Source organism: Oleispirillum naphthae, from assembly GCA_027864655.1.
Classification (GTDB): domain Bacteria; phylum Pseudomonadota; class Alphaproteobacteria; order Rhodospirillales; family Rhodospirillaceae; genus Oleispirillum; species Oleispirillum naphthae.
Window position 1 is genome coordinate 42210 of sequence record JAQAZG010000008.1, and the last position, 20791, is coordinate 63000.

Here is a 20791-nt window from a genome sequence, read left to right on the forward strand (position 1 = left end):
TTTCCGCCATACATCGGCGGGGGCCGCGCGTGGACGGTAAGGATATGCAAACAGTGACGACGCAAACCGAAGCCATCGAAACCCACACCATCGCCGTGCTCGTCGATAACGAGGCCGGGGTGCTGGGCCGCGTCATCGGCCTGTTCTCGGGGCGGGGCTACAACATCGAAAGCCTCACCGTCTCCGAGGTGGACCACCACGAGCGCCTGTCGCGCATCAACATCGTCACCACCGGCACGCCCATGGTGATCGAACAGATCAAGGCGCAGCTCGGCCGCCTGGTGCCGGTGCACCGGGTGCGCGACCTCACCTCCGAGGGGCCGTCGGTGCAGCGCGAACTCGCCCTGGTCAAGGTCGTCTCCACCGGCGAGCGCCGCGTCGAATCGCTGCGCGTCGCGGACATCTTCCGCGCCCGCGTGGTGGACTCCACCAACGAATCTTTCGTCTTCGAGATCGTCGGCAAGACCGGCAAGCTCGATGCGTTCATCCGGCTCATGGAGCCTTTGGGGCTGATCGACGTGTCGCGGACCGGCGTCGCCGCCATCGCTCGTGGGACGGACTCTCTCTAAGGCGGATTCTTCCGAACATCACTCCGAACTCTCATCCGAACCGAAAGGGGCATTCCGATGCGCGTCTATTATGACAGCGATGCCAACGTCGAACTGATCAAGTCGAAGAAAATCGCCGTGGTCGGCTACGGCAGCCAGGGCCACGCCCATGCGCTCAACCTGCGCGATTCCGGCGTCAAGGACGTGTGCGTCGCGCTGCGTCCGGGCTCCGCGTCCGCCGCCAAGGCCGAGGCCCAGGGCCTCAAGGTGCTCTCCCCCGCCGAGGCCGCGAAGTGGGCCGACGTGGTGATGATGCTCACCCCCGACGAGTTGCAGGGCGAGATTTACCGCAAGGACCTGCGCGACAACCTGAAGCAGGGCGCGGCGCTGTTCTTCGCCCACGGCCTCAACATCCACTTCAACCTCATCGAGCCGCGCGGCGACCTCGACGTGATCATGGTCGCCCCCAAGGGCCCGGGCCACACCGTGCGCGGCGAATACCTGCGCGGCGCGGGCGTGCCCTGCCTCGTCGCGGTGGCGCAGGACGCCTCGGGCAACGCCATGGACCTGGGCGTCGCCTATGCCTCCGCCATCGGCGGCGGCCGCTCCGGCATCATCGAGACCACCTTCCGCGAGGAGTGCGAGACCGACCTCTTCGGCGAGCAGGCGGTGCTCTGCGGCGGGCTGACCAGCCTCATCCGCGCCGGTTTCGAAACCCTGGTCGAGGCCGGTTACGCGCCGGAGATGGCCTATTTCGAGTGCATGCACGAGGTCAAGCTGATCGTCGATCTGATGTACGAAGGCGGCATGGCCAACATGCGCTACTCCGTCTCCAACACCGCGGAATACGGCGACTACGTCTCCGGCCCGCGGGTGATCGACGCGGGGGTGAAGGCGCGGATGAAGGACGTGCTCACCGACATCCAGAGCGGCCGCTTCGTCCGCGACTGGATGACCGAGTGCCAGGTCGGCCAGCCCAGCTTCAAGGCCACCCGCCGTCTGTGGGCAGAGCACCCGCTCGAGGCGGTCGGCGCCAAGCTGCGCGCGATGATGCCCTGGATCGCCAAGAACAAGCTGGTCGATAAGGCCAAGAACTGAGGCGACGGGCGGAAAACCGAGGGGTCCGGAGGGTCGCGCGCCCTCCGGCCCCCTTGCGGTTTTTCCATATTCGGAAAAACCGATCGATTCGGCCGGAAAAAATCGTCTTGCCTTTTTCCGGGGGTTCGGGTCACATGAATGCTCGATATCCGAAAGGTGGAACCGCGATGCACCATCGCACGCACATCAGGAACGCCAGGACGGCACGGGCCATCGCCCGCACTGCGCCGGTCGTTCCCGTGTGGGTTCTGCCGCTTTCCTTCCTGCTTCTTCTCCTCGCCCTGCGACTTATCGGCCCCTGGGCTGCTTGAGGCTTGGTGCATCGCACCGCCCGGCGTTCAGGGGACCGGAAACGGGTCGCGTGCGTTTTGCCATGAGATTTTGAAGCAGGAGTTTTCCCAATGACCGTATCCGCCAATGTGACCGCCTTCGGCGATGCCGACCGCGTCATCATTTTCGACACCACCTTGCGCGACGGCGAACAGTCGCCCGGCGCCTCGATGAACCTGGAAGAAAAGCTGCGCGTCGCCGAGGCGTTGGAGGCGATGGGCGTGGACGTGATCGAGGCGGGCTTCCCGGTCGCCTCCACCGGCGACTTCGAGGCGGTGAAGGCGATTGCCGAGCGCTCCTCCGGCGCGAGCGTGATCTGCGGCCTGTCGCGCGCCACCAAGGGCGACATCGCGCGCTGCGCCGAGGCGGTGAAGCCCGCGCAGCGCCAGCGCATCCACACCTTCATCTCCACCAGTCCGCTGCACATGCAGTACAAGCTGCAGCTGCCGCCGGAGGAGGTGTTGAAGCGGGTGGGCGAGAGCGTCGCCTACGCGCGCTCCCTGGTGGAGGACGTGGAATGGTCGGCGGAGGACGGCTCGCGCACCGAGTTCGATTTCCTCTGCCGCTGCGTCGAGGCGGCGATCGCCGCAGGCGCGTCCACGATCAACATCCCCGACACCGTGGGCTATGCGGTGCCGGAGGAATACGCGGCGATGATCAAGGGCGTGATGGAGACCGTGCCCAACGCCGACAAGGCGATCTTCTCGGTGCACTGCCACAACGACCTGGGCCTGGCCACCGCCAATTCCCTGGCCGCGGTGAAGGCAGGCGCGCGGCAGGTGGAATGCACGATCAACGGCCTGGGCGAGCGCGCGGGCAACGCGGCGATGGAAGAGATCGTCATGGCGATCCGCACCCGCCACGACAGCGTGCCCTTCGTCACCGGCATCAAGACCGAGCACATCACCAAGGTGTCGCGGATGATCTCGGCGATCACCGGCTTCCCGATCCAGCCCAACAAGGCGGTGGTGGGGGCCAACGCCTTCGCCCACGAGTCCGGCATCCACCAGGACGGCATGCTGAAGCACGCCGGGACCTACGAGATCATGACGCCGGAGTCCGTGGGGCTGACCAAGTCCACCCTGGTGCTGGGCAAGCACTCCGGGCGCGCCGCCTTCCGCCAGAAGCTGGCGGAACTGGGCTATGGCGATCTCGGCGACAATGCGGTCAACGACGCCTTCACCCGCTTCAAGGACCTCGCCGACATGAAGAAGGAGGTGTTCGACGAGGACATCTCCGCGATCATCGACGAGACCGCGATGCGCGGCCACGACCGCATCAAGCTGGTCTCTCTGGAGGTCAAGTGCGGCACGGTGTTCCGTCCGCCGCATGCGGTGATGGAGCTGGAGATCGACGGCCAGACGGCGAGCAAGGACGCCACCGGCGACGGCCCGGTGGATGCGATCTTCAAGGCGGTCCGCGCCCTGGTGCCGCACGAGACGGTGCTGGAGCTCTACCAGGTGCACGCGGTGACCAAGGGCACCGACGCGCAGGCCGAGGTGACGGTGCGGTTGCGCGAGGCCGGCAAGTCGGTGAACGGCCAGGGTTCGGACACCGACACCATGGTCGCCTCCGCCAAGGCCTATATCCATGCGCTCAACAAATTGCTGGTGAAGCGGGAGAGGCAGATTCCCGGAGGCATCGCGGTTTGACCGAAGGGGGCGTCTTGCCGCGCTTACGAAAATGTCGATAATGAAAATCGGCTCTGCCAAGCCGCACGACTTGTGCTAAGAATGCCGGGGTCCGTCCCCGGCATTCGCGCATAGCGCGGGGGGAAACGACGGATGCGGGTCTTGGGACGGGGCGCTTCGGGCGTCGAAAGGTAAAAGCGAGGACGAATGTTTTCCAGGCTGACGGGATGGCTGTCCAGCGACATCGCCATTGATCTGGGCACGGCCAACACTCTGGTCTACGTGAAGGGAAAAGGCATCGTTCTGAACGAGCCGTCGGTGGTCGCCATCGCCGAGGAGCGGGGCCGCACCCATGTTCTCGCGGTGGGGGAGGAGGCCAAGCTGATGCTCGGCCGCACCCCGGGCTCGATCCAGGCGATCCGGCCCCTGCGCGACGGCGTCATCGCCGATTTCCAGGTGGCGGAAGAGATGATCAAGCATTTCATCCGCAAGGTGCACAACCGCCGCAGCTTCGCCTCGCCGATGGTGGTGATCTGCGTGCCGTCGGGCTCCACCGCGGTGGAGCGCCGCGCCATCCAGGAATCCGCCGAGGCGGCGGGCGCGCGCAGCGTGATGCTGATCGAGGAACCGATGGCCGCGGCGATCGGCGCCGGGCTGCCGGTGACCGAGCCGACCGGCTCGATGGTGGTGGATATCGGCGGCGGCACCACGGAAGTGGCGGTGCTCTCCCTCGGCGGCATCGTCTATGCCCGCTCGGTGCGCGTCGGCGGCGACAAGATGGACGAGGCGATCATCGGCTACATCCGCCGCAACCATAACCTCCTGGTCGGCGAAAGCTCGGCCGAGCGGATCAAGAAGGAAATCGGCTCCGCCTGCCCGCCCGAGGACGGCGAGGGCCGCACCATGGAGATCAAGGGCCGCGACCTGATGAACGGCGTGCCGAAGGAGATCGTCCTCTCCGAACGGCAGATCGCCGAGAGCCTCGCCGAACCGGTGAGCCAGATCATCGACGCGGTGAAGGTGGCGTTGGAACATACCGCGCCGGAACTCGCGGCGGATATCGTCGATAAGGGCATCGTGCTCACCGGCGGCGGCGCGCTGTTGTCGAACCTCGACTTCGTGCTCCGGCACGCAACCGGCCTGCCGGTGTCGATCGCCGACGATCCCTTGACCTGCGTCGCCCTGGGCACCGGCCGCGCCCTCGACAACCCCAAGACCTTCCGCAACGTGCTTTCCCGCATGTACTGAACGCCGCGCCGATGGCGCGGCCGCGGGAGGGGCATACGGTAGGCTACGCAACGTCACGGCATGATCGTGCTTGAGGAGATCTGTGCGTGAAACCCAGCGCCGCTCCCGGAAGGTGGCATACCGCCCGGCTGTTGTTCCAGCGTTTCGCCTTTGCGACGCTGGTGGTGGCGGCCTTCGGCCTGATGCTGCTCGGCAAGGCCGACACCATCCTGGTGGAGCGCATGCGCGGCGTCGTCGTCGATGCCATGGCGCCGGTGATCCGCGCCCTCTCCCAGCCCGCGGGCGCGCTTTCCCGCGTCGCCGACACGGTGCGCGACCTCGCCAACCTGCGCGCCGAGAACGCGCACCTGCGCGAGGACAACCAGCAGCTCCTGCGCTGGCGCGACATGGCGCGCCGCCTGGAGGCGGAGAACGCCCAGCTGCAATCCCTGCTCGACTATCGTCCGCCGCCCGCGGCGAGCGCCTTCGCCACCCGGGTGATGGGCGACACCGGCGGCGCGTTCGCCCATTCGCTGTTGATCGCGGCGGGCAGCCAGGACCGCGTGCGCAAGGGCATGGCGGTGCTGGCGGGCGAGGGGCTGGTCGGCCGGGTGGCGCAGGTGGGGCGGCACGCCTCGCGCGTGGTGCTGATCACCGACATCACCTCGCGGGTGCCGGTGGTGCTGGAAAACACCCGCACCCGCGCCATCCTGGCGGGCAACAACACCGAAAAGCCGCGCCTCATCTACGTGCCCGCGGGGGCGCGCGTCTCCCCCGGCGACCGGGTGGTGACGTCGGGGCACGCGGGCGCGCTGCCGCCGGGGATTCCGGTGGGGGTGGTCTCGGCGGTGGACGACACGGTGATCCGGGTGCAGCCGTTCATGGACCGCGACCGCCTGGAGGTCGTGCGCATCGTCGATTTCGGCCTCTCCGGCATTCTCGGCAGCCTCGACGAGGAGAGCCGCGCCGCCCAGGCCGAGGCGTTGAAGGCGGCGCGGGAGCGCGGCCGCACCCAGCGCCTGAAGGACGTCCAGCCCGCCGCCGAAGGCGCCGGGCCGTGACGCTGCGGGAAGGATGGTTGCGGTGATCATCGAAAAGACATTCAAGCAGAAGTTCGATCTGACGCTGCGCCAGACCCTGCCCTTCGTCACCGCGTTCCTCGCCGCGATGTTCATGGCGACGCAGACCCATGTGCCGCGGCTCAACTCGCTGATGCCGTCCCTGACCCTGTGCGTCGTCTATTTCTGGTCGATCCACCGCCCCGCCCTGTTCGGCATGGGCTCGGCCTTCGTCATCGGCCTGATGCAGGACCTGATCACCGGCGTGCCCTTGGGGCTCGCCACCTTCACCCTGCTGCTCACCCGCGCCGGGGTGTCCACCCAGGCGCGCTTCTTCCTCGGCAAGCCGTTCGTCGTGCACTGGTGGGGCTTCGCCCTCGTCGCCTTCGCCGCGGCGGTGGTCTCCTGGCTGATCGCGGCGGCGGTGCTGGGCATCGTCGCGCCGGTGGGGCAGGTGCTGATCTCCGCGCTTCTCAGCGTCGCGGTTTTCCCGCTCATCTACGGCGTCTGCGGCGTCATCGAGCGCGGCCTGCTGGCGGAGGAACCATGAGCAGCGCGCGCGACAGCGAACGCGGCAAGCTGTTCACCCGGCGGGCGATGATGCTTGCCGCCGGGCAGACGGGCCTGACCATGGCGCTCGCCGGGCGGATGTACTATCTGCAGGTGACCGAGGCGGAGCGCTACGGCATTCTCGCCGACGAGAACCGCATCAGCCTGCGCCTGCTGCCGCCGCCGCGCGGCCTCATCCTCGACCGCTTCGGCCGCGAGATGGCGGTGAACCGCCAGAACTTCCGCGTCCTCGTGGTGCGCGAGCAGACCCCGGACCTGATGCAGACCCTGGATGCGCTGGGGATGATCATTCCGCTCACCGACAAGGACAAGACCCGCATCCGCCGCGAGGTGGAGCGCAAGCGCGCGTTCATGCCGGTGCAGGTGAAGGAGAACCTCTCCTGGGAGGAGATGGCGCAGATTCAGATCAACGCCCCCGATCTGCCGGGCGTGGTGATCGACGAGGGCCTCACCCGCTACTACCCCTATGGCGACGGCGGCGCGCAGGTTCTCGGCTACGTTTCCAGCGTGTCGGAAAAGGACCTCACCGGCGAGGCGCTGCTGGAACTGCCGGGCTTCCGCATCGGCAAGGCGGGGGTGGAAAAGATCTACGATCTCGCGCTGCGCGGCAGGGGCGGCAACTCCAAGGTGGAGGTCAACGCGCTCGGCCGGGTGATCCGCGAACTCGAACGCAAGGAAGGCACGCCGGGCGTCGATGTCACCCTGACGCTGGATCTGGAGATGCAGCAGTTCGCGGTGGACCGCATCGGCGAGGAGAGCGCCGCCGCGGTGGTGATCGACGTGCACACCGGCGAAATCCTGGTGATGGCCTCGACGCCTTCCTTCGATCCCAACGCCTTCAACCGCGGCCTGACGCCGGAGGAATGGAGCGCGCTGATCACCAACGAGCGCGCGCCCCTGCGCAACAAGTGCATCTCGGCGCAGTTCCCGCCCGGCTCCACCTTCAAGGTGATCGTCGCCATGGCGGCGTTGGAGGCCGGGGTGATCTCGCCGGAGCAGACGGTGTTCTGCCCCGGCTACATGGACCTGGGCGAGCACCGCTTCCACTGCTGGCAGAAGCGCGGCCACGGTTCGGTCAACATGGTGGAGGCGTTGCAGCACTCCTGCGACGTCTATTTCTACGAGGTGGCGCGCCGGGTGGGCGTCGATCGCATCGCCGACGTGGCGCGGCGCTTCGGCCTCGGCTCTCCGCTCGGCATCGACCTGCCGAACGAGGTCTCGGGCCTGATCCCCGACCGCGCCTGGAAGCGCGCGTTCAACGGCCAGCCGTGGCTGCCGGGCGAGACGCTGAACGCCGGCATCGGCCAGGGCTACGTGCTCACTACGCCGCTGCAACTCGCGGTGATGGCGGCGCGCATCGCCAACGGCGGCATGGCGGTGAAGCCGCGGCTCACCCGCGAGACGGTCACCACCGCGGGGCTCAAGCCGATCGGCGCCGCCGCCCTCGCGCCGGTGGGGGTGAACCCCAAGTCGGTCGCCCTGGTGCGGCGCGGCATGTACGAGGTGGTGAACAACCCCGCGGGCACCGCGCACCGCTCCGCCTTCGACGTGAACGGCCAGCGCATGGCGGGCAAGACCGGCAGCTCGCAGGTGCGCCGCATCACCATGAAGGAGCGCGAGACCACCGGCGTTTTGAAGAACGACGCCCTGCCGTGGAAGGAGCGCGACCACGCGCTGTTCATCGCCTTCGCCCCGGCGGACGCGCCGCGCTATGCCTGCGCCGTCGTCGTCGAGCACGGCGGCGGCGGCTCCGCGGTGGCCGCGCCGATCGCCTCGGACATCATGAAGGAAGCGCTGAAGCGCGATCCCTCGCGGCCGCGCGGGCCGCAGCCGTTGCCGGAAGTGGAGGTCTAGGCATGCCGAAGGACTTCCGCTCCCTCCAGGACCGCCTGCACCAGCAGGACATGACGCTGGGCGAGAAGCTGCGGCAGATCAGCTGGACCTACATCCTCCTCATCTCCATCGTCGCCGCCGCCGGGTTCTTCATGCTCTATTCCGCGGCGAACGGCCAGTGGGAGCCCTGGGCGTCGCGCCAGATCGTGCGCTTCGGCATCGGCATCCTGGCGATGCTGGCGCTGGCGCTGATCAACATCCGCGTCTACCTGCGCTATGCCTACGTGTTCTACGCGATCAGCCTGGTGCTGCTCGTCGCGGTGGACGTGAAGGGGGTGATCGGCATGGGCGCGCAGCGCTGGATCGACTTCGGGGTGATCCGCCTGCAGCCCTCGGAGCTGATGAAGATCGCCCTGGTGCTCAGCCTCGCGCGCTATTTCCACGGCCTCTCGATCGAGGACATCGGCCGCCCGGTGTCGCTGATCGCGCCGCTTCTCATGACCCTCGCCCCGGTCGGCCTGATCCTCAAGCAGCCGGACCTCGGCACCGCCCTGATGCTGATGATGGGATCGGGCATCGTGTTCTTCGCCGCCGGGGTGCGGCTGTGGAAGTTCGCGGTGGTGCTCGCGGGCGGGCTCGCCGCCATCCCGGTGGGCTGGGGCATGCTCCACGACTATCAGCGCAACCGCGTGCTCACCTTCATCAATCCGGAACGCGACCCGCTCGGCGCGGGCTATCACATCCTGCAATCGAAAATCGCGCTCGGTTCCGGCGGGGTGTTCGGGCGCGGTTTCATGCAGGGCACGCAGAGCCATCTCAACTTCCTGCCGGAGAAGCAGACCGACTTCATCTTCACCATGCTGGCGGAGGAATTCGGCATGGTCGGCGGGCTGGCGCTGCTGTCGCTCTACACCCTGATCGTGGTGTTCGGCCTGGTCATCGCGCTGCGCTGCCGCCATCACTTCGGGCGGCTTCTCGCGCTCGGGCTGACCGCCAATTTCTTCCTCTACGTGTTCATCAACATCGCCATGGTGATGGGCCTGATCCCCGTGGTCGGGGTGCCGCTGCCGCTGATCTCCTACGGCGGCACGGTGATGCTCACCCTGATGTGCGGCTTCGGCCTGGTGCAGTGCGTCAACGTCCACCGCGACCTCCATCTCGGGCGCCGCGGCGGCGGCGACGAACCGTGAAAGGCCGGTTTTTTTGCTTGCGGAGCGGGGATGAACCCCCTATAAAACGCTCCTCGCTTTGCGGGCGCGTAGCTCAGTTGGTAGAGCAGCTGACTCTTAATCAGCGGGTCCACGGTTCGAGCCCGTGCGCGCCCACCATTCCCAAAAAGGCCTCAGCCGGGTTCGGCTGGGGCCTTTAGGTCTTTCGCGGCGTGCTCCTCCGCCACCACGCGGTCGCGGCCCTGCGCCTTGGCGGCATAGAGCGCGGCGTCGGCGCGGCGGCGCAGATCGGCGAGCGTGGCCGTGGCCGTGGTATCCGCGGCCACGCCGATGCTCACCGTCACCGGCGGCGCGGACGGCGCGGCGGCCAGAGCGGCGCGCAGGCGCTGCGCCGCCTCCACGGCGCGCGGCAGCGGGCAATCCGGCAACAGCGCGATGAACTCCTCGCCGCCGAGGCGGGCGAACACATCCTCGTCGCGCAGGTGGGCGTCGATCACGCGGGCGAAGTGGGCGAGCACCCTGTCCCCCGTCTCGTGGCCGTGGGTATCGTTGATCCGCTTGAAGCGGTCCAGGTCCATCATCAGCACCGCGAAGATGCGTCGCGGCGCGCGCTCGGCGAGAAGCTTTTCCGCCACCGTCTCGAAGCCGCGGCGGTTGAGCAGGTCGGTGAGCGCGTCGTGGCTGGCCAGGCGCGCGAGGTCGATGCGCAGGCGCTCGGACACCATCAGGGTGAACGCGGCAGCCATCATCATGCTGAAGGCGATGCCGCCGAGCAGGGTCGCCGCGGTGACCCATCCGGCCTGCAGGTAGTCGATGCCGGAGGGATGGGCCAGGGTCCAGGCGGCGCGGAAGAAATGGAACAGGCCGTAGGCGGCGAACAGCAGCAGAGCGAGGCCGCCGGCCGCGCCGCGCCGCCGCCGCGCCAGGGTCCAGGCGCTGCCGCCGAGCAGGATTCCGCAGCCGATGGATTCGAATACGACGCGCAGATCGGCACCCGCATTGAGGTCGGGCTGCGTCGCGATCAGCGCGGTGAAAAGAAAGGCGACGGTGAGAACCGGCAGGGTGCGCCCGGGCAGGCCATAGAACCGCCGGAAACCGACGAACAGCAGGCCGCAGCCCAGCAGAATCGCGGCGTTGCCCGCCAGCAGCGCGGCGAACTGCAGCGGGATGCCGCGCAAGAGGGAGAGCGCGAGCCCCGCGGAGATCAGGCCGGTGCCCGCCGCCCAGGCGCCGGGACCGGGAATCCCCGGATGCATGCGGTGCAGCAGCGCCAGCACCCCCGCGGTCAAGGTGACGGCGAGGACGAGAGTGACGATCAGGGTCGGGCCGTGCATCGCATCTCCGGCGTGTTGAGGCCAGGCGGAGATATAAGGGCACCTAAGCCGTGTGTTAAGGGCACATCACCGCGCTCTATGGCGTCGGACAGGCGTTCGGTCCACTCTTGGCCGGATGGTCCGCCGAACGCTCCGGCAACTTCGGCATCGCCCTGCAGGGAAGCGCCGCCTGCGTCTGCCTCGGCGCTCTGGTCCTCATCTACAAAACCGGGAGACGGAACCCATGCCCCTCGTGAACATCAAGATCACCCCCGAAGGCGCCACGCCGGAAAAGAAGGCCGAACTCATCGCCGGAGCCACCGCGCTGCTGCGCGACGTGCTCGGCAAGAATCCCGCCACCACCATCGTCATCATCGAGGAAGTCGGCACCGACAACTGGGGCATCGGCGGCGAAAGCGTCACCGTGCGCCGGGCGAAGGCGAAGTGAAAACCAAAACTTTGTGGAGGGACTCGGTCCCTCCACGCCTCCCGTAACTTTCGGTTTTTGCGCGCAGCGCGAGAGGGCCATCGCGCGGCGTGATGGTTGTCTGCCGCTGCGCGGCGAAAAACCAAGTTATGGGGTGCGCGAGGGGACCGAGTCCCCTCGCAGAGTTTTACCCCTGCGGCTCCGGCGCGTCGGCGAACTGCAGGGCGTGGAGGCGGGCGTAGAGGCCGCTTTTGTCGAGCAGGGCGTGGTGGGTTCCGGTTTCGATCACGCGGCCCTTGTCGAACACGTGGATGACGTCGGCGTCGCGGATGGTGGAGAGCCGGTGCGCGATGACGATGGTGGTGCGGCCCTTCATCAGCTCGGCGAGCGCGCCCTGGATGAGGCGTTCGGATTCGGTGTCGAGGGCGCTGGTCGCCTCGTCGAGCAGCAGGATCGGCGCGTCCTTGAGGATGGCGCGGGCGATGGCGATGCGCTGGCGCTGGCCGCCGGAGAGGCGCAGGCCATGTTCGCCGACGCGGGTTTCGAAGCCCTGCGGCATCGCCTCGATGAAGTCGAGCGCCGCGGCGGCGCGGGCGGCCTCGCGGATGTCTTCGTCGGTGGCGTCGAGCCGTCCGCAGCGGATGTTGGCGGCGACGGTGTCGTCGAACAGCACCACCTCCTGGCTGACGATGGCGATGGCGTCGCGCAGGGTGGAGAAGCTTGCCAGTTTCACGTCCATGCCGTTGACCAGGACGCGGCCTTCCTCCGGGTCGTAGAAGCGCGGGATGAGGCCGAACACCGTGCTCTTGCCCGCGCCCGAGGGGCCGACCAGGGCGGTGATGCCGCCCGCGGGCGCGGTGAAGGAGACGCCGTTGAGCGCGAAGTCGATGCCGTTGTAGGAGAAGCGCACGGCCTCGAATTCCACCGCGCCGGAGGCGCGCGGCATCGCCAGGGGCTCCGGCGCTTCCACCAGCGCCGGGGTGCGGTCGATCAGCGCGAAGACGCGGGCGGCGGCGGCCAGTCCGGTCTGGATCGAGACGTTCATCTTGGAGAGCGAGCGCAGCGGCTGGTAGGCCATCAGCACCGCGGCGATGAACGAGAAGAACGCGCCCGGCGTGGTCGCGCCGTCGATCACCCGTGCGCCGCCGTAGACGATCACCGCGGTGATCGCCGCGCCGCCGAAGACGTCGATGATCGGCTGGGCCGCGGCCTCGATGCGGGTGGCGCGGATGGCGAGGTCGCGCAGCGAGGCGACCAGGCCCTTGATGCGCGCGCGCTCGAACGCCTCCAGCCCGAAGGCCTTGATCACCCGGATGCCCTGGAAGGTCTGCGACAGCGAGGTGTTGAGGCCGCCCATTTCCTCCTGCGTCTGGCGGGCGACGCGGCGCATCCGCTTGGAAAGCCGCTGGATCGGCAGCACCGAGATCGGCGCGGCGAGGAGGCTGACGCAGGCGAGCAGCCAGTCCTGGTAGAAGGTGACGCCGACGAGGAAGACCACCGAGAGGAAGTCGCGGCCGATGCCGATGAAGGCGCTGGAGACCGCGATGCGCATGGCGTTGATGTCGTAGGTGAAGTGCGACACCAGCGAGCCGGAGGCGCGGTCCTGGAACAGCGCCACCTCCTGGTCGATGACGCGGGCGAAGAGGCGCGCCTGGGTGTCGGCGATGATGTTCTGCCCGACGTGGGAGAGCAGAACGTCCTGCAGGTAGCTCGCCAGGCTTTTCACCGCGAACACCCCCATCACCGCGCCGCCGATCATCCACAGCATGGCGCGGTCGCGTTCGACGAACACCTTGTTGACCACCGGGTCGAGGAGCCAGGCGCTGGCCGCGGTGGTGCCCGCCACCAGGGCCATGCACACCACCGCCGCGGCCATGTAGCCGAGGTAGGGCATCGCCGCCTCGCGGAACAGGCGGCGCATCAGCGCGAACGAACGGTCGTCGGTGAGCGCGATGCGGGTCTCGGGGGTGGGGCTCTCGGTCATCTTATCCTGTTCCGCTGGTGTGAGATGTTTGATACACCAACACCCCCGGCCATGGCTAGACGCGTGCGGCAACACAAAAACTTTGCGAGGGGACATCTCCGCCTCGGAAACGCCCACTGGGCGCTTCCGTCGCCTTCGGCGAACGGCTACGATCCCCCCACGCCCCCCGTAAGTTTTCGCCGCGCAGCGGCAGGCAACACCTCCCGTTGCCGACGCACGGGCTCATGGCGCTACGCGCAAAAACCAGGTTATGGGAGGTACGGAGGGTCCGCGACCCTCCGGGACGTTTTGTTTTTTGCAGGCGCGCGCGCCGCGCATTATGTTGAGCGGCGAACCGATGAGGAGGGTGTTTTCTTGGTCGATCTGCCGATCTCCGCGGCGCCCGCGCCGGAGCTGACGCCGCGCGAACGCCGCCGCGCCTTTCTCGACATGTGGCTGGTGGACCACGGCTTCATCCGCGACGTCTACTGGAACCTGCACCGGGTGAGCGACAACGTCTGGCGCGCCGCGCAGCCTGCGCCGCAGCATCTGCGCCGCGCCCGCGACATGGGGGTGGCGACGATCCTCAACCTGCGCGGCCGCCGCGACACCTGCGGGGCGTACCAACTGGAGCGCGAGGCGTGCGCCCGCCTCGGGCTGACGCTGATCGACTTTCCGATCCGCTCGCGCAGCCCGCTGGACCGCGAGACCCTGCTTGCCGCCGCGGGCCTGTTCAAGACCCTGGACTATCCGATGCTGCTGCACTGCAAGTCGGGGGCGGACCGCGCCGGTTTCATGTCCACGCTCTACCTGTTCCTGCACCAGGGGGTGCCGCTGCGCGAGGCGATGCGGGTGCACCTCTCCCTCGCCTACGGCCACGTGAAGCAGGCCAAGACCGGGGTGATCGACCACTTCTTCGAGACCTTCCTGGCGCAGACCGACGGCAAGAGGGAGAGCTTCGTCCCCTGGGTGGGGAGCGCCTACGACCGCGAGGCCCTGGACAAGAGCTTCAAGGAGGGCTGGTTCGCCGGTCTCCTCGTCAACAAGATCCTGCGCCGCGAATAACCCTACTCGCTTTCGAACACCGCGATCTGGGTGTTCATCTCTCCCTCGGTGAGGGGGAAGAGGCGGCCGCTGCCGGGCAGCGCCGCATCCGGGCTGATGTGCGCCAGCCGCGTCTGGATCATCCCGGTTGCGTCCATGTCGAACCCGGCGCGCCAGGAGAGCGCGGTGACCGCCTTGGCGCTCGCCGAGGCGAGGATGCGCAGCACCACCGGCACCGGCAGGTCGGCGCGCACCGCGAGCGCCGCCTTGACGAAGGCGATGTGGCCGGAGGCGAGCGCATCGAGCACCAGGGCATCGGTGAGCTGGCCGCTGTCGCGCAACAGGCGGGCCTTGTCCATTTCCACGTCCACCTCGGCGCGGCGGCGTTCCATCGCGTCGGCGGCGGGCGGCGGCTCGGCGAGGCGCTCGTGCACCGCGTGGCGCACCGCCTCCACGGTTTCCGGCGGCAGGTCGCGCCGCGCCGCGAGCACGGTGAGCAGGCTGTCGGCGATGAAGGTGGCGAGCCTGCGCGCCGCGCCCTGCGGCAGGTGCGGGCGGCGCACCAGGGGTTCGTGCAGGCGCGGCAGGGTGCGGGCGCGGGCGACCAGGGCGTCCAGCGTCTCCTCGCGCAGTTGCGCGCTCTCGTTGGAGAGGAGTTCGGCGATCGCCTCCACGTCGGCGCTGGCGGCGATGGTGTCGGAGACCGGCGCGGCGAGGTTGGCGCGCCGCGCGATCGCCGACAGCGCGCCCGCCACCGGGCTCATCCGGATGATGTCCATGAGGTCGGCGTCGGTGAGCACCGGGGAGAATTCCAGCACCGGCGCGGCGACGATGATCTCGATGTCGCGGGCGAGGCGTCCGATCACCTCCGGCGGCACGCCGGGTTCGCTCTTCAGCGCCTCGGAGAGCACATGGCGCACCATCGGCAGCTGGTCGCGGGCGAGGAGCGCCAGGGCGTCGTAGGTATTCTGGCGCACCTTGTCCTGTTCCGCGGCGGAGAGCCCGGGGGCGAGGCGGGCGATCTTGCGGGCGAGGTCGGCGCGCACCTCGGCGTCGGCGTCCTGCGCCAGCTTGAGGTCGGCCTGGCGCGGCGCGGCGGTGTTGGCGGCGATGTGGCGGCGCACCTCGGGGTCGGGGTCGGCGGTGAGGAAGTAGAGGATTTCCGGCACCACGTCGGGCCGCCGCGCCAGGGAGCGGCGGACCTCCGGGTCCGGATGGTTGGCGAGGCGTTTCGCCTCCTCGTAGGTGAAGCGCTCGGCGGCGTCGTCGCCCGAACCCCAGAGGAGGCGCGCCAGCAGACGGTTCATTTCCATGGCCGCATTCCTATCCGCTTACGATGCCGGGGGCGCGATGCGGTAGGAGCCCTTCCCCGAGTGCTTGCCCAAATACATCGCGCCGTCGGCGCGCGACAGGAGGGCGTCGATGCCCTCGTCGCTGTCCGGGTCATATATGGCGATGCCGAGCGACATGCTTAAGACCCGATCTGTGCTGCCGGAGAAGCTTTCCAGCGCGGTGCCCGAGGCGAGCAGGCGCTGCGCCTTGGTTTCCGCGATTTCGTAGGTCGCGCCGTCCATCCACACCGCGAACTCGTCGCCGCCCAGGCGCGCCACCAGGTCGGTGGGGCGGGTGCCGGCGAGCAGCAGGCGCTTCACCGCCATCAGGGCATCGTCGCCGCGTTTGTGGCCGTGCACGTCGTTGACCATCTTGAAGTTGTCGAGATCGACGTAGACCAGCGCGGCGGAGCGCCGCTCGTGGCGCAGGCGCGCGGTGCGGCGCTCCACCTCCTCGATGAAGGCGCGGCGGTTGAACAGCCCGGTGAGCGCGTCGGTGCGGCTGAGCGCGAGGATGTGGTCGTGGTTGCTGATCTGCTCGATGGCGATGCCGACCTGGGCGGAGAGGTCGGAGAGCAGGATGCGGTCGTCGTCGTCGTAGGGCACGCGGGAGAGTTCGCGCCAGAGGATGATCGCGCCGTTGACCGACTGGCGGTAGCGCGTCGCCGCGGCGAGCACGTTCCATTTGTCGATGCCCACCTCCACCACGTCGAGGCCGGAGCAGAAGTCCCGCACCACCAGGGCGAGGTCGTCGGAGGAGCCGAGGCGGCCGAACGCCGCGGCGATGGAGAACGCCTCGGGCGACAGCGGCGCGGGGGTGCCGTCCGCCGCCTTGATGCGCAGGATGTTGCAGCCGGAAACGCCGATGCCCTGCGCCACCGTGGCGGCGGCGATGGCGAGCATGTTCTCCGGGTCCACCTCGTCGCGGAAGGAGCGCACGATGAAGCTGAGCAGGCGCTCGCGGTTGCGCGCCCGGGCGATCGCGATGTCGCGCTCGCGCACGTCGGTGATGTCGCGGCAGACGCCGCGCGCGCCGGTCCAGCCGCCCGCCTCGTCGTAGAGCGGCAGGGCGGAAACCAGCAGGCACACCGCGCTGCCGTCGGCGCGGCGCATCCACACCTCGGAGTCGGCGAGCGGTTGGCGGGTGACGAAGGGCAGCACGCTGCCGCTGTCCATCGGCTCGGCGAGCAGTTCCGCCGGGCGGTGGCCGATCAGCTCGTCGAGGGTGTAGCCGAGCACCCCCTGCGGGCTGACGAAGACGAGCGTGCCCTTGGCGTTGGTCTCCCACGCGAAGGCGGCGGACACCTCCACCAGATCCTTGTAGCGCTGCCGCGATTCCACCAGGGTGCGGCGCATGCTGGTGGGCAGGGTGACGTCGTGGCCGACGATCAGCAGCATGCCGTCTTCCGCCGCGGGGATGACCGAGAGGTCGAACACCCGGTCGAGGCGTTCGTCCGGCGCGCCGACGGTGCCCGCGGCGACGCGGCCGGTGCGCCGCACGGTGCGGATCAGCTCCGGCAGGGTGGTCTGGTCGGCGGCGGAGGGTTCCGCCTCGGGCGCGGAAACGAGCGGCGCGAGCGGCGCGGCGAGCGGCGTGGCGTGCACGCAGCGGTCCTCCGCATCGAGCAGGAGGATGCAGGCGTCCTCGCCCGCCATCCGCGCGCAGGGGATGCGCACGGCGTCGGGGGTCTCCGCATTCCCGGGCGCGCCGCGCGCGGGTTCTGGCGCCTTGGACACGGGCATCTCCTCATCGGGTGCGTGGAAGTGCGCGGGGGATTCCCGCGCGGCCGGTTTCGGTCTATCGTGTCGGTTCCCGCCGGCTCCTCGTATTGTGGGAGTGCCGGTTTTTTCGTCAAGTCCATTAACTTGAGGTCCGTCTGCGTGTCCAGGTTCCCCGCCGCCGATCCCGTGCCCGCCGCGCGGGCGAGCCTGTCCCCCGCCGATTTCGCCGCCGCCGTGCGGGTCTGGGTGTTCGATCTCGACAACACGCTCTATCCGCCGACGTCGCCGATCTTCGACCAGATCGACCGGCGGATGACCGCCTACATCGCGCGCTTCCTCAAGATGGAGCCCGCCGACGCCTTCGCCGTGCAGAAGTCGTACTACCGCAAATACGGCACCTCGCTCGCCGGGCTGATGGCGGAGCACGGCATGGAGCCCGAGCCCTTTCTTTCCTACGTGCACGACATCGACCACTCGGTGATCGTCCCCGACCCGGCCCTGGCCGCGGCGATTCGCCGCCTGCCCGGGCGCGCCATCGTCTATACCAACGGCTCGGCGGCGCATGCCGAGGCGGTGCTGGCGCGGCTGGGGCTTGCGGGCGTCTTCGAGGGGGTGTTCGACATTCAGGCCGCGGGCTACGTGCCGAAGCCGCAGGGCGCTTCCTACGACCGGCTGATCGCCGCCTTCGGCTTCGACCCCGCGCAGGCGGCGCTGATCGAGGACAGCCTGAAGAACCTGCCGCCCGCCGCGGCGCGCGGCATGAAGACGGTGTGGCTCAGCAACGTGCGCAGCACCGCCGGCACCGACCTCCACGATCCGGCGGACTGCGATGCGGAGATCGAGGACCTGGCCGCCTGGCTGGATGCGGTGCTCGCCGCGTGCGGCAAAGGTTGACAGGCCGCGTCCCTCGTCTAAGGTCGCGGGAGAGCCACCCTCCATTCCAAGGATTCCCGTCATGAACACCGCCGCGCTTTCCGCCGCCATCGAGGCCGCCTGGGACAACCGTGAGGCCGTCGGCTTCCAGACCGGGGGCGAGGTCCGCGACGCGGTGGAAGCCGCGCTCGGCCTGCTCGACGCGGGCGAGGCGCGGGTGGCGGAAAAGGGCGCTTCCGGCTGGGTGGTCAACCAGTGGCTGAAGAAGGCGGTGCTGCTGTCCTTCCGCCTCAACGACATGGCGGCGATCGCGGGCGCGCCGGGCAAGGCCGCCAACTGGTTCGACAAGGTGCCCTCGAAGTTCGAGGGATGGGACGATGCGCGCTTCCGCGCCGCCGGGTTCCGCGCCGTGCCGGGCTGCGTGGTGCGCCGCTCCGCGTTCATCGCGCCGGGCGCGGTGCTGATGCCGTGTTTCGTCAACCTCGGCGCGCACGTCGGTTCCGGCACCATGGTCGATACCTGGTCCACCGTCGGCTCGTGCGCGCAGATCGGCAAGAACGTGCACCTCTCCGGCGGCGTCGGCATCGGCGGCGTGCTGGAGCCGTTGCAGGCCGGGCCGGTGGTGATCGAGGACAACTGCTTCATCGGCGCGCGCTCCGAGGTGGCCGAGGGCTTCATCGTCGAGGAAGGCGCGGTGGTCTCCATGGGGGTGTTCCTCGGCGCGTCCACCAAGATCATCGACCGCGACACCGGCGAGATCTTCCGCGGCCGCGTGCCCGCCTATTCGGTGGTGGTGCCCGGCTCGCTGCCCGGCAAGCCGCTGCCCGACGGCACGCCGGGGCCTTCGGTGGCGTGCGCGGTGATCGTCAAGAAGGTGGACCCCGGCACCCGCGCCAAGGTGTCGATCAACGACCTGCTGCGTGATTGAGATGGACGCTCTCGACCTGTCGCGGCGGTTGATCCGCTGCCCCTCGGTGACGCCCGAGGAGGCGGGGGTGCTGGATGCGCTCGCCGCGGCGCTGGAACCCGCCGGGTTCTCCTGCCGCCGCATGCGCTTTTCCGAAGCGGGCACGCCGGACGTGGACAACCTGGTGGCCACCGTGGGCGCGGGCGCGCCGCGCTTCGCCTTCGCCGGGCACCTCGACGTGGTGCCGCCGGGCGGCGGCTGGACGGTGGAGCCCTTCGCCGCAGAGGTGAAGGACGGCCTGCTCTACGGCCGCGGCGCGGCGGACATGAAGACCGCGGTCGCGGCGTTCGCCGCCGCCGCCGCGGACTTTCTGGCGGAGCGGGGAACGGACTTCGGCGGCACGCTTTCCCTCATCGTCACCTGCGACGAGGAAGGGCCGGGGATCAACGGCACCGCCAAGGTGATGGCGGCTCTGGCGGCGGAGAACGCCCTGCCGCAAGCCTGCCTGCTCGGCGAGCCGACCTGCCCCGACCGTTTCGGCGAGGCGATGAAGATCGGCCGCCGCGGCAGCCTGACGGCGCGCATCGCGGTGCCCGGGGTGCAGGGCCACGTCGCCTATCCGGAGCGCGCCGACAACCCGATCCACCGCCTCATCCGCATCCTCGACGAACTGACCGCGAAGAAGCTGGACGCGGGCAACGCCCACTTCCCGCCGAGTTCGCTCGCGGTGACCACGGTGGACGTCGGCAACCCGGCGGCCAACGTCATCCCCGGCGCGGCGGCGGCGGCGCTCAACATCCGCTTCAACACCGAGCAGACCGCCGAGGGCCTGATGCGCTGGATCTCCGAGGCCGTCGCCCGCCACGCGCCCGCCGCGTCGGTGGCCTTCGAATGCGGCGCGCATCCCTTCCTCACCCCGCCGGGCGCGCTCTCCGATCTCGTCGCCGCCGCGGTGGCCGAGGTTGCGGGCGTCGCGCCCGAGCTTTCCACCTCCGGCGGCACTTCGGATGCGCGCTTCATCAAGGACTATTGTCCGGTGGTGGAGTTCGGCCTGGTCGGCCGCACCATGCACGGCTCCGACGAGCACGTCGCGGCGGCCGACGTCGTGGCGCTCGCCGCGGTCTACCGCCGCGTTCTCGACAAGGTGTTCGCGTCATGAGCCCGCTCGCCGAAATCCAGGCCAACCTGCGCAACGTCATCGGCATCCTGCGGTTCGATCCGCAGGCGCCGAAGCGCTTCGACAACACGCCTTCGGGGGTGGCGCACTCCTTCCTCGCCGCGGCGGTGGGGCTGCCGATCTATCTGATGGTGCTCAAGGGCAGCTTCGCGGCGATGGTGCCGAGCCCCGGGCTCGCCCACTTCCTGCCGGTGATGCTGCTCTACTACGTCATCGAATGGTTGATCTGGCCGAACCTGATGGACGGGGTGTCGCGCTGGATCGGGCGCGAGAAGTTCTATTGCCGTTACGTCGCCGCTTACAACTGGTTCGCCCTGGCGCAGATGATCCTGATGCTGCCCTACCAGATCGCGATGATGACGCCCGGCTTCTCCCTGCCGGGGATCGCCGCGGTGGGGCTGTTCGCCACCATGGCCTTCGCCCTCTACGAATGGTTCATCGCCCGCCACGCGCTCGAGGTGCCGGGGCGCACCGCCTTCGGCCTGGTGATGCTCAACCTTCTCGCCGGGCTGCTGCTGCTGCAGATCAAGGCGCTGCAACTCTCCCTCTGACAAAGAAAACGGGCGGCCC

At 68.9% G+C, this 20791-nt stretch carries 19 protein-coding genes and 1 tRNA gene; 16 read left to right on the plus strand and 4 right to left on the minus strand.

Features of this window, described 5'->3' with window-relative positions; all coding sequences use genetic code 11:
• The first annotated feature begins 44 nt into the window (after window positions 1-44).
• From ilvN to O7R11_RS10025, 9 genes are all read left to right on the plus strand, one after another.
• The gene (gene ilvN, locus O7R11_RS09985; RefSeq protein WP_337997369.1) at window positions 45-569 is read left to right on the plus strand and encodes an acetolactate synthase small subunit; all 525 of its coding nucleotides are present in this window, start codon (window positions 45-47) and stop codon (window positions 567-569) included.
• Window positions 570-626: 57 nt separating this feature from the next.
• Window positions 627-1646: a ketol-acid reductoisomerase gene (gene ilvC, locus O7R11_RS09990; protein ID WP_337997370.1), complete on the plus strand. Its 1020-nt coding sequence runs from the start codon at window positions 627-629 to the stop codon at window positions 1644-1646.
• A gap of 401 nt (window positions 1647-2047) precedes the next feature.
• Window positions 2048-3628 carry a 2-isopropylmalate synthase gene (locus O7R11_RS09995; RefSeq protein ID WP_337997371.1) on the plus strand — a complete coding sequence of 527 codons (1581 nt, stop codon included), beginning with the start codon at window positions 2048-2050 and terminating at the stop codon, window positions 3626-3628.
• 186 nt (window positions 3629-3814) lie between these two features.
• Window positions 3815-4855: a rod shape-determining protein gene (locus tag O7R11_RS10000; protein ID WP_337997372.1), complete on the plus strand. Its 1041-nt coding sequence runs from the start codon at window positions 3815-3817 to the stop codon at window positions 4853-4855.
• 86 nt (window positions 4856-4941) lie between these two features.
• Window positions 4942-5895 carry a rod shape-determining protein MreC gene (mreC, locus tag O7R11_RS10005; RefSeq protein ID WP_337997373.1) on the plus strand — a complete coding sequence of 318 codons (954 nt, stop codon included), beginning with the start codon at window positions 4942-4944 and terminating at the stop codon, window positions 5893-5895.
• Between the two features lie 22 nt (window positions 5896-5917).
• Complete coding sequence (mreD, locus tag O7R11_RS10010) at window positions 5918-6442, plus strand: rod shape-determining protein MreD (RefSeq protein ID WP_337997374.1); 525 nt, start codon at window positions 5918-5920, stop codon at window positions 6440-6442.
• Entirely contained in the window at window positions 6439-8316 is a 1878-nt protein-coding gene (mrdA, locus tag O7R11_RS10015) for a penicillin-binding protein 2 (protein ID WP_337997375.1), read from the plus strand. Before mreD ends, mrdA begins: the two co-directional genes overlap by 4 nt.
• A gap of 2 nt (window positions 8317-8318) precedes the next feature.
• Window positions 8319-9485, plus strand: coding sequence for a rod shape-determining protein RodA (gene rodA, locus O7R11_RS10020; RefSeq protein ID WP_337997376.1), 1167 nt, complete (start codon window positions 8319-8321; stop codon window positions 9483-9485).
• Window positions 9486-9547: 62 nt separating this feature from the next.
• Window positions 9548-9623 (plus strand) — tRNA-Lys (locus O7R11_RS10025).
• Window positions 9624-9637: 14 nt separating this feature from the next.
• On the opposite strand, the gene O7R11_RS10030 is transcribed toward O7R11_RS10025, so the two are convergent.
• Window positions 9638-10798 carry a GGDEF domain-containing protein gene (locus O7R11_RS10030; protein WP_337997377.1) on the minus strand — a complete coding sequence of 387 codons (1161 nt, stop codon included), beginning with the start codon at window positions 10796-10798 and terminating at the stop codon, window positions 9638-9640.
• Window positions 10799-10863: 65 nt separating this feature from the next.
• On the opposite strand from O7R11_RS10030, the gene O7R11_RS14970 reads away from it, so the two are divergent.
• Together O7R11_RS14970 and O7R11_RS10035 are read left to right on the plus strand one after the other, a co-directional pair.
• Window positions 10864-11034, plus strand: a complete 171-nt coding sequence (locus tag O7R11_RS14970; protein ID WP_420792985.1) for a YbfB/YjiJ family MFS transporter — start codon at window positions 10864-10866, stop codon at window positions 11032-11034.
• Window positions 11022-11225 carry a 4-oxalocrotonate tautomerase family protein gene (locus O7R11_RS10035; protein ID WP_337997378.1) on the plus strand — a complete coding sequence of 68 codons (204 nt, stop codon included), beginning with the start codon at window positions 11022-11024 and terminating at the stop codon, window positions 11223-11225. Before O7R11_RS14970 ends, O7R11_RS10035 begins: the two co-directional genes overlap by 13 nt.
• 166 nt (window positions 11226-11391) lie before the next feature.
• Here the strand turns inward: O7R11_RS10035 and O7R11_RS10040 are convergent, their stop codons facing one another.
• The gene (locus O7R11_RS10040) at window positions 11392-13188 is read right to left on the minus strand and encodes an ABC transporter ATP-binding protein (protein WP_337997379.1); all 1797 of its coding nucleotides are present in this window, start codon (window positions 13186-13188) and stop codon (window positions 11392-11394) included.
• A 354-nt stretch (window positions 13189-13542) separates the two neighbouring features.
• Here O7R11_RS10040 and O7R11_RS10045 point away from each other — a divergent pair, with 354 nt between their 5' ends.
• On the plus strand, window positions 13543-14232 hold the full coding sequence (locus O7R11_RS10045) for a fused DSP-PTPase phosphatase/NAD kinase-like protein (protein WP_337997380.1): 690 nt from the start codon (window positions 13543-13545) through the stop codon (window positions 14230-14232).
• Between the two features lie 2 nt (window positions 14233-14234).
• Here the strand turns inward: O7R11_RS10045 and O7R11_RS10050 are convergent, their stop codons facing one another.
• Together O7R11_RS10050 and O7R11_RS10055 are read right to left on the minus strand one after the other, a co-directional pair.
• Window positions 14235-15524 (minus strand): DUF2336 domain-containing protein, encoded by a 1290-nt coding sequence (locus O7R11_RS10050; protein ID WP_337997381.1) that lies wholly within the window; start codon window positions 15522-15524, stop codon window positions 14235-14237.
• 18 nt (window positions 15525-15542) lie between these two features.
• Window positions 15543-17279 carry a sensor domain-containing diguanylate cyclase gene (locus O7R11_RS10055; protein ID WP_337997382.1) on the minus strand — a complete coding sequence of 579 codons (1737 nt, stop codon included), beginning with the start codon at window positions 17277-17279 and terminating at the stop codon, window positions 15543-15545.
• 144 nt (window positions 17280-17423) lie between these two features.
• On the opposite strand from O7R11_RS10055, the gene O7R11_RS10060 reads away from it, so the two are divergent.
• From O7R11_RS10060 to O7R11_RS10075, 4 genes are all read left to right on the plus strand, one after another.
• Window positions 17424-18158 carry a pyrimidine 5'-nucleotidase gene (locus O7R11_RS10060; RefSeq protein ID WP_337997383.1) on the plus strand — a complete coding sequence of 245 codons (735 nt, stop codon included), beginning with the start codon at window positions 17424-17426 and terminating at the stop codon, window positions 18156-18158.
• Between the two features lie 61 nt (window positions 18159-18219).
• Window positions 18220-19065, plus strand: coding sequence for a 2,3,4,5-tetrahydropyridine-2,6-dicarboxylate N-succinyltransferase (gene dapD / locus O7R11_RS10065; protein WP_337997384.1), 846 nt, complete (start codon window positions 18220-18222; stop codon window positions 19063-19065).
• A 1-nt stretch (window position 19066) separates the two neighbouring features.
• Window positions 19067-20203 carry a succinyl-diaminopimelate desuccinylase gene (gene dapE / locus O7R11_RS10070; RefSeq protein ID WP_420792986.1) on the plus strand — a complete coding sequence of 379 codons (1137 nt, stop codon included), beginning with the start codon at window positions 19067-19069 and terminating at the stop codon, window positions 20201-20203.
• Complete coding sequence (locus O7R11_RS10075) at window positions 20200-20772, plus strand: hypothetical protein (protein ID WP_337997386.1); 573 nt, start codon at window positions 20200-20202, stop codon at window positions 20770-20772. Before dapE ends, O7R11_RS10075 begins: the two co-directional genes overlap by 4 nt.
• Window positions 20773-20791 lie beyond the last annotated feature (19 nt).

Excerpts from the sequence above, each read along its gene's own strand:
- ilvN (WP_337997369.1), top strand. The coding sequence starts at position 45 with ATGCAAACAGTGACGACGCAAACCGAAGCCATCGAAACCCACACCATC.
- ilvC (WP_337997370.1), top strand. The coding sequence starts at position 627 with ATGCGCGTCTATTATGACAGCGATGCCAACGTCGAACTGATCAAGTCG.
- O7R11_RS09995 (WP_337997371.1), top strand. The coding sequence starts at position 2,048 with ATGACCGTATCCGCCAATGTGACCGCCTTCGGCGATGCCGACCGCGTC.
- O7R11_RS10000 (WP_337997372.1), top strand. The coding sequence starts at position 3,815 with ATGTTTTCCAGGCTGACGGGATGGCTGTCCAGCGACATCGCCATTGAT.
- mrdA (WP_337997375.1), top strand. The coding sequence starts at position 6,439 with ATGAGCAGCGCGCGCGACAGCGAACGCGGCAAGCTGTTCACCCGGCGG.
- rodA (WP_337997376.1), top strand. The coding sequence starts at position 8,319 with ATGCCGAAGGACTTCCGCTCCCTCCAGGACCGCCTGCACCAGCAGGAC.
- O7R11_RS10030 (WP_337997377.1), bottom strand. The coding sequence starts at position 10,798 with ATGCACGGCCCGACCCTGATCGTCACTCTCGTCCTCGCCGTCACCTTG.
- O7R11_RS10035 (WP_337997378.1), top strand. The coding sequence starts at position 11,022 with ATGCCCCTCGTGAACATCAAGATCACCCCCGAAGGCGCCACGCCGGAA.
- O7R11_RS10040 (WP_337997379.1), bottom strand. The coding sequence starts at position 13,188 with ATGACCGAGAGCCCCACCCCCGAGACCCGCATCGCGCTCACCGACGAC.
- O7R11_RS10050 (WP_337997381.1), bottom strand. The coding sequence starts at position 15,524 with ATGGAAATGAACCGTCTGCTGGCGCGCCTCCTCTGGGGTTCGGGCGAC.
- dapD (WP_337997384.1), top strand. The coding sequence starts at position 18,220 with ATGAACACCGCCGCGCTTTCCGCCGCCATCGAGGCCGCCTGGGACAAC.
- dapE (WP_420792986.1), top strand. The coding sequence starts at position 19,067 with ATGGACGCTCTCGACCTGTCGCGGCGGTTGATCCGCTGCCCCTCGGTG.
- O7R11_RS10075 (WP_337997386.1), top strand. The coding sequence starts at position 20,200 with ATGAGCCCGCTCGCCGAAATCCAGGCCAACCTGCGCAACGTCATCGGC.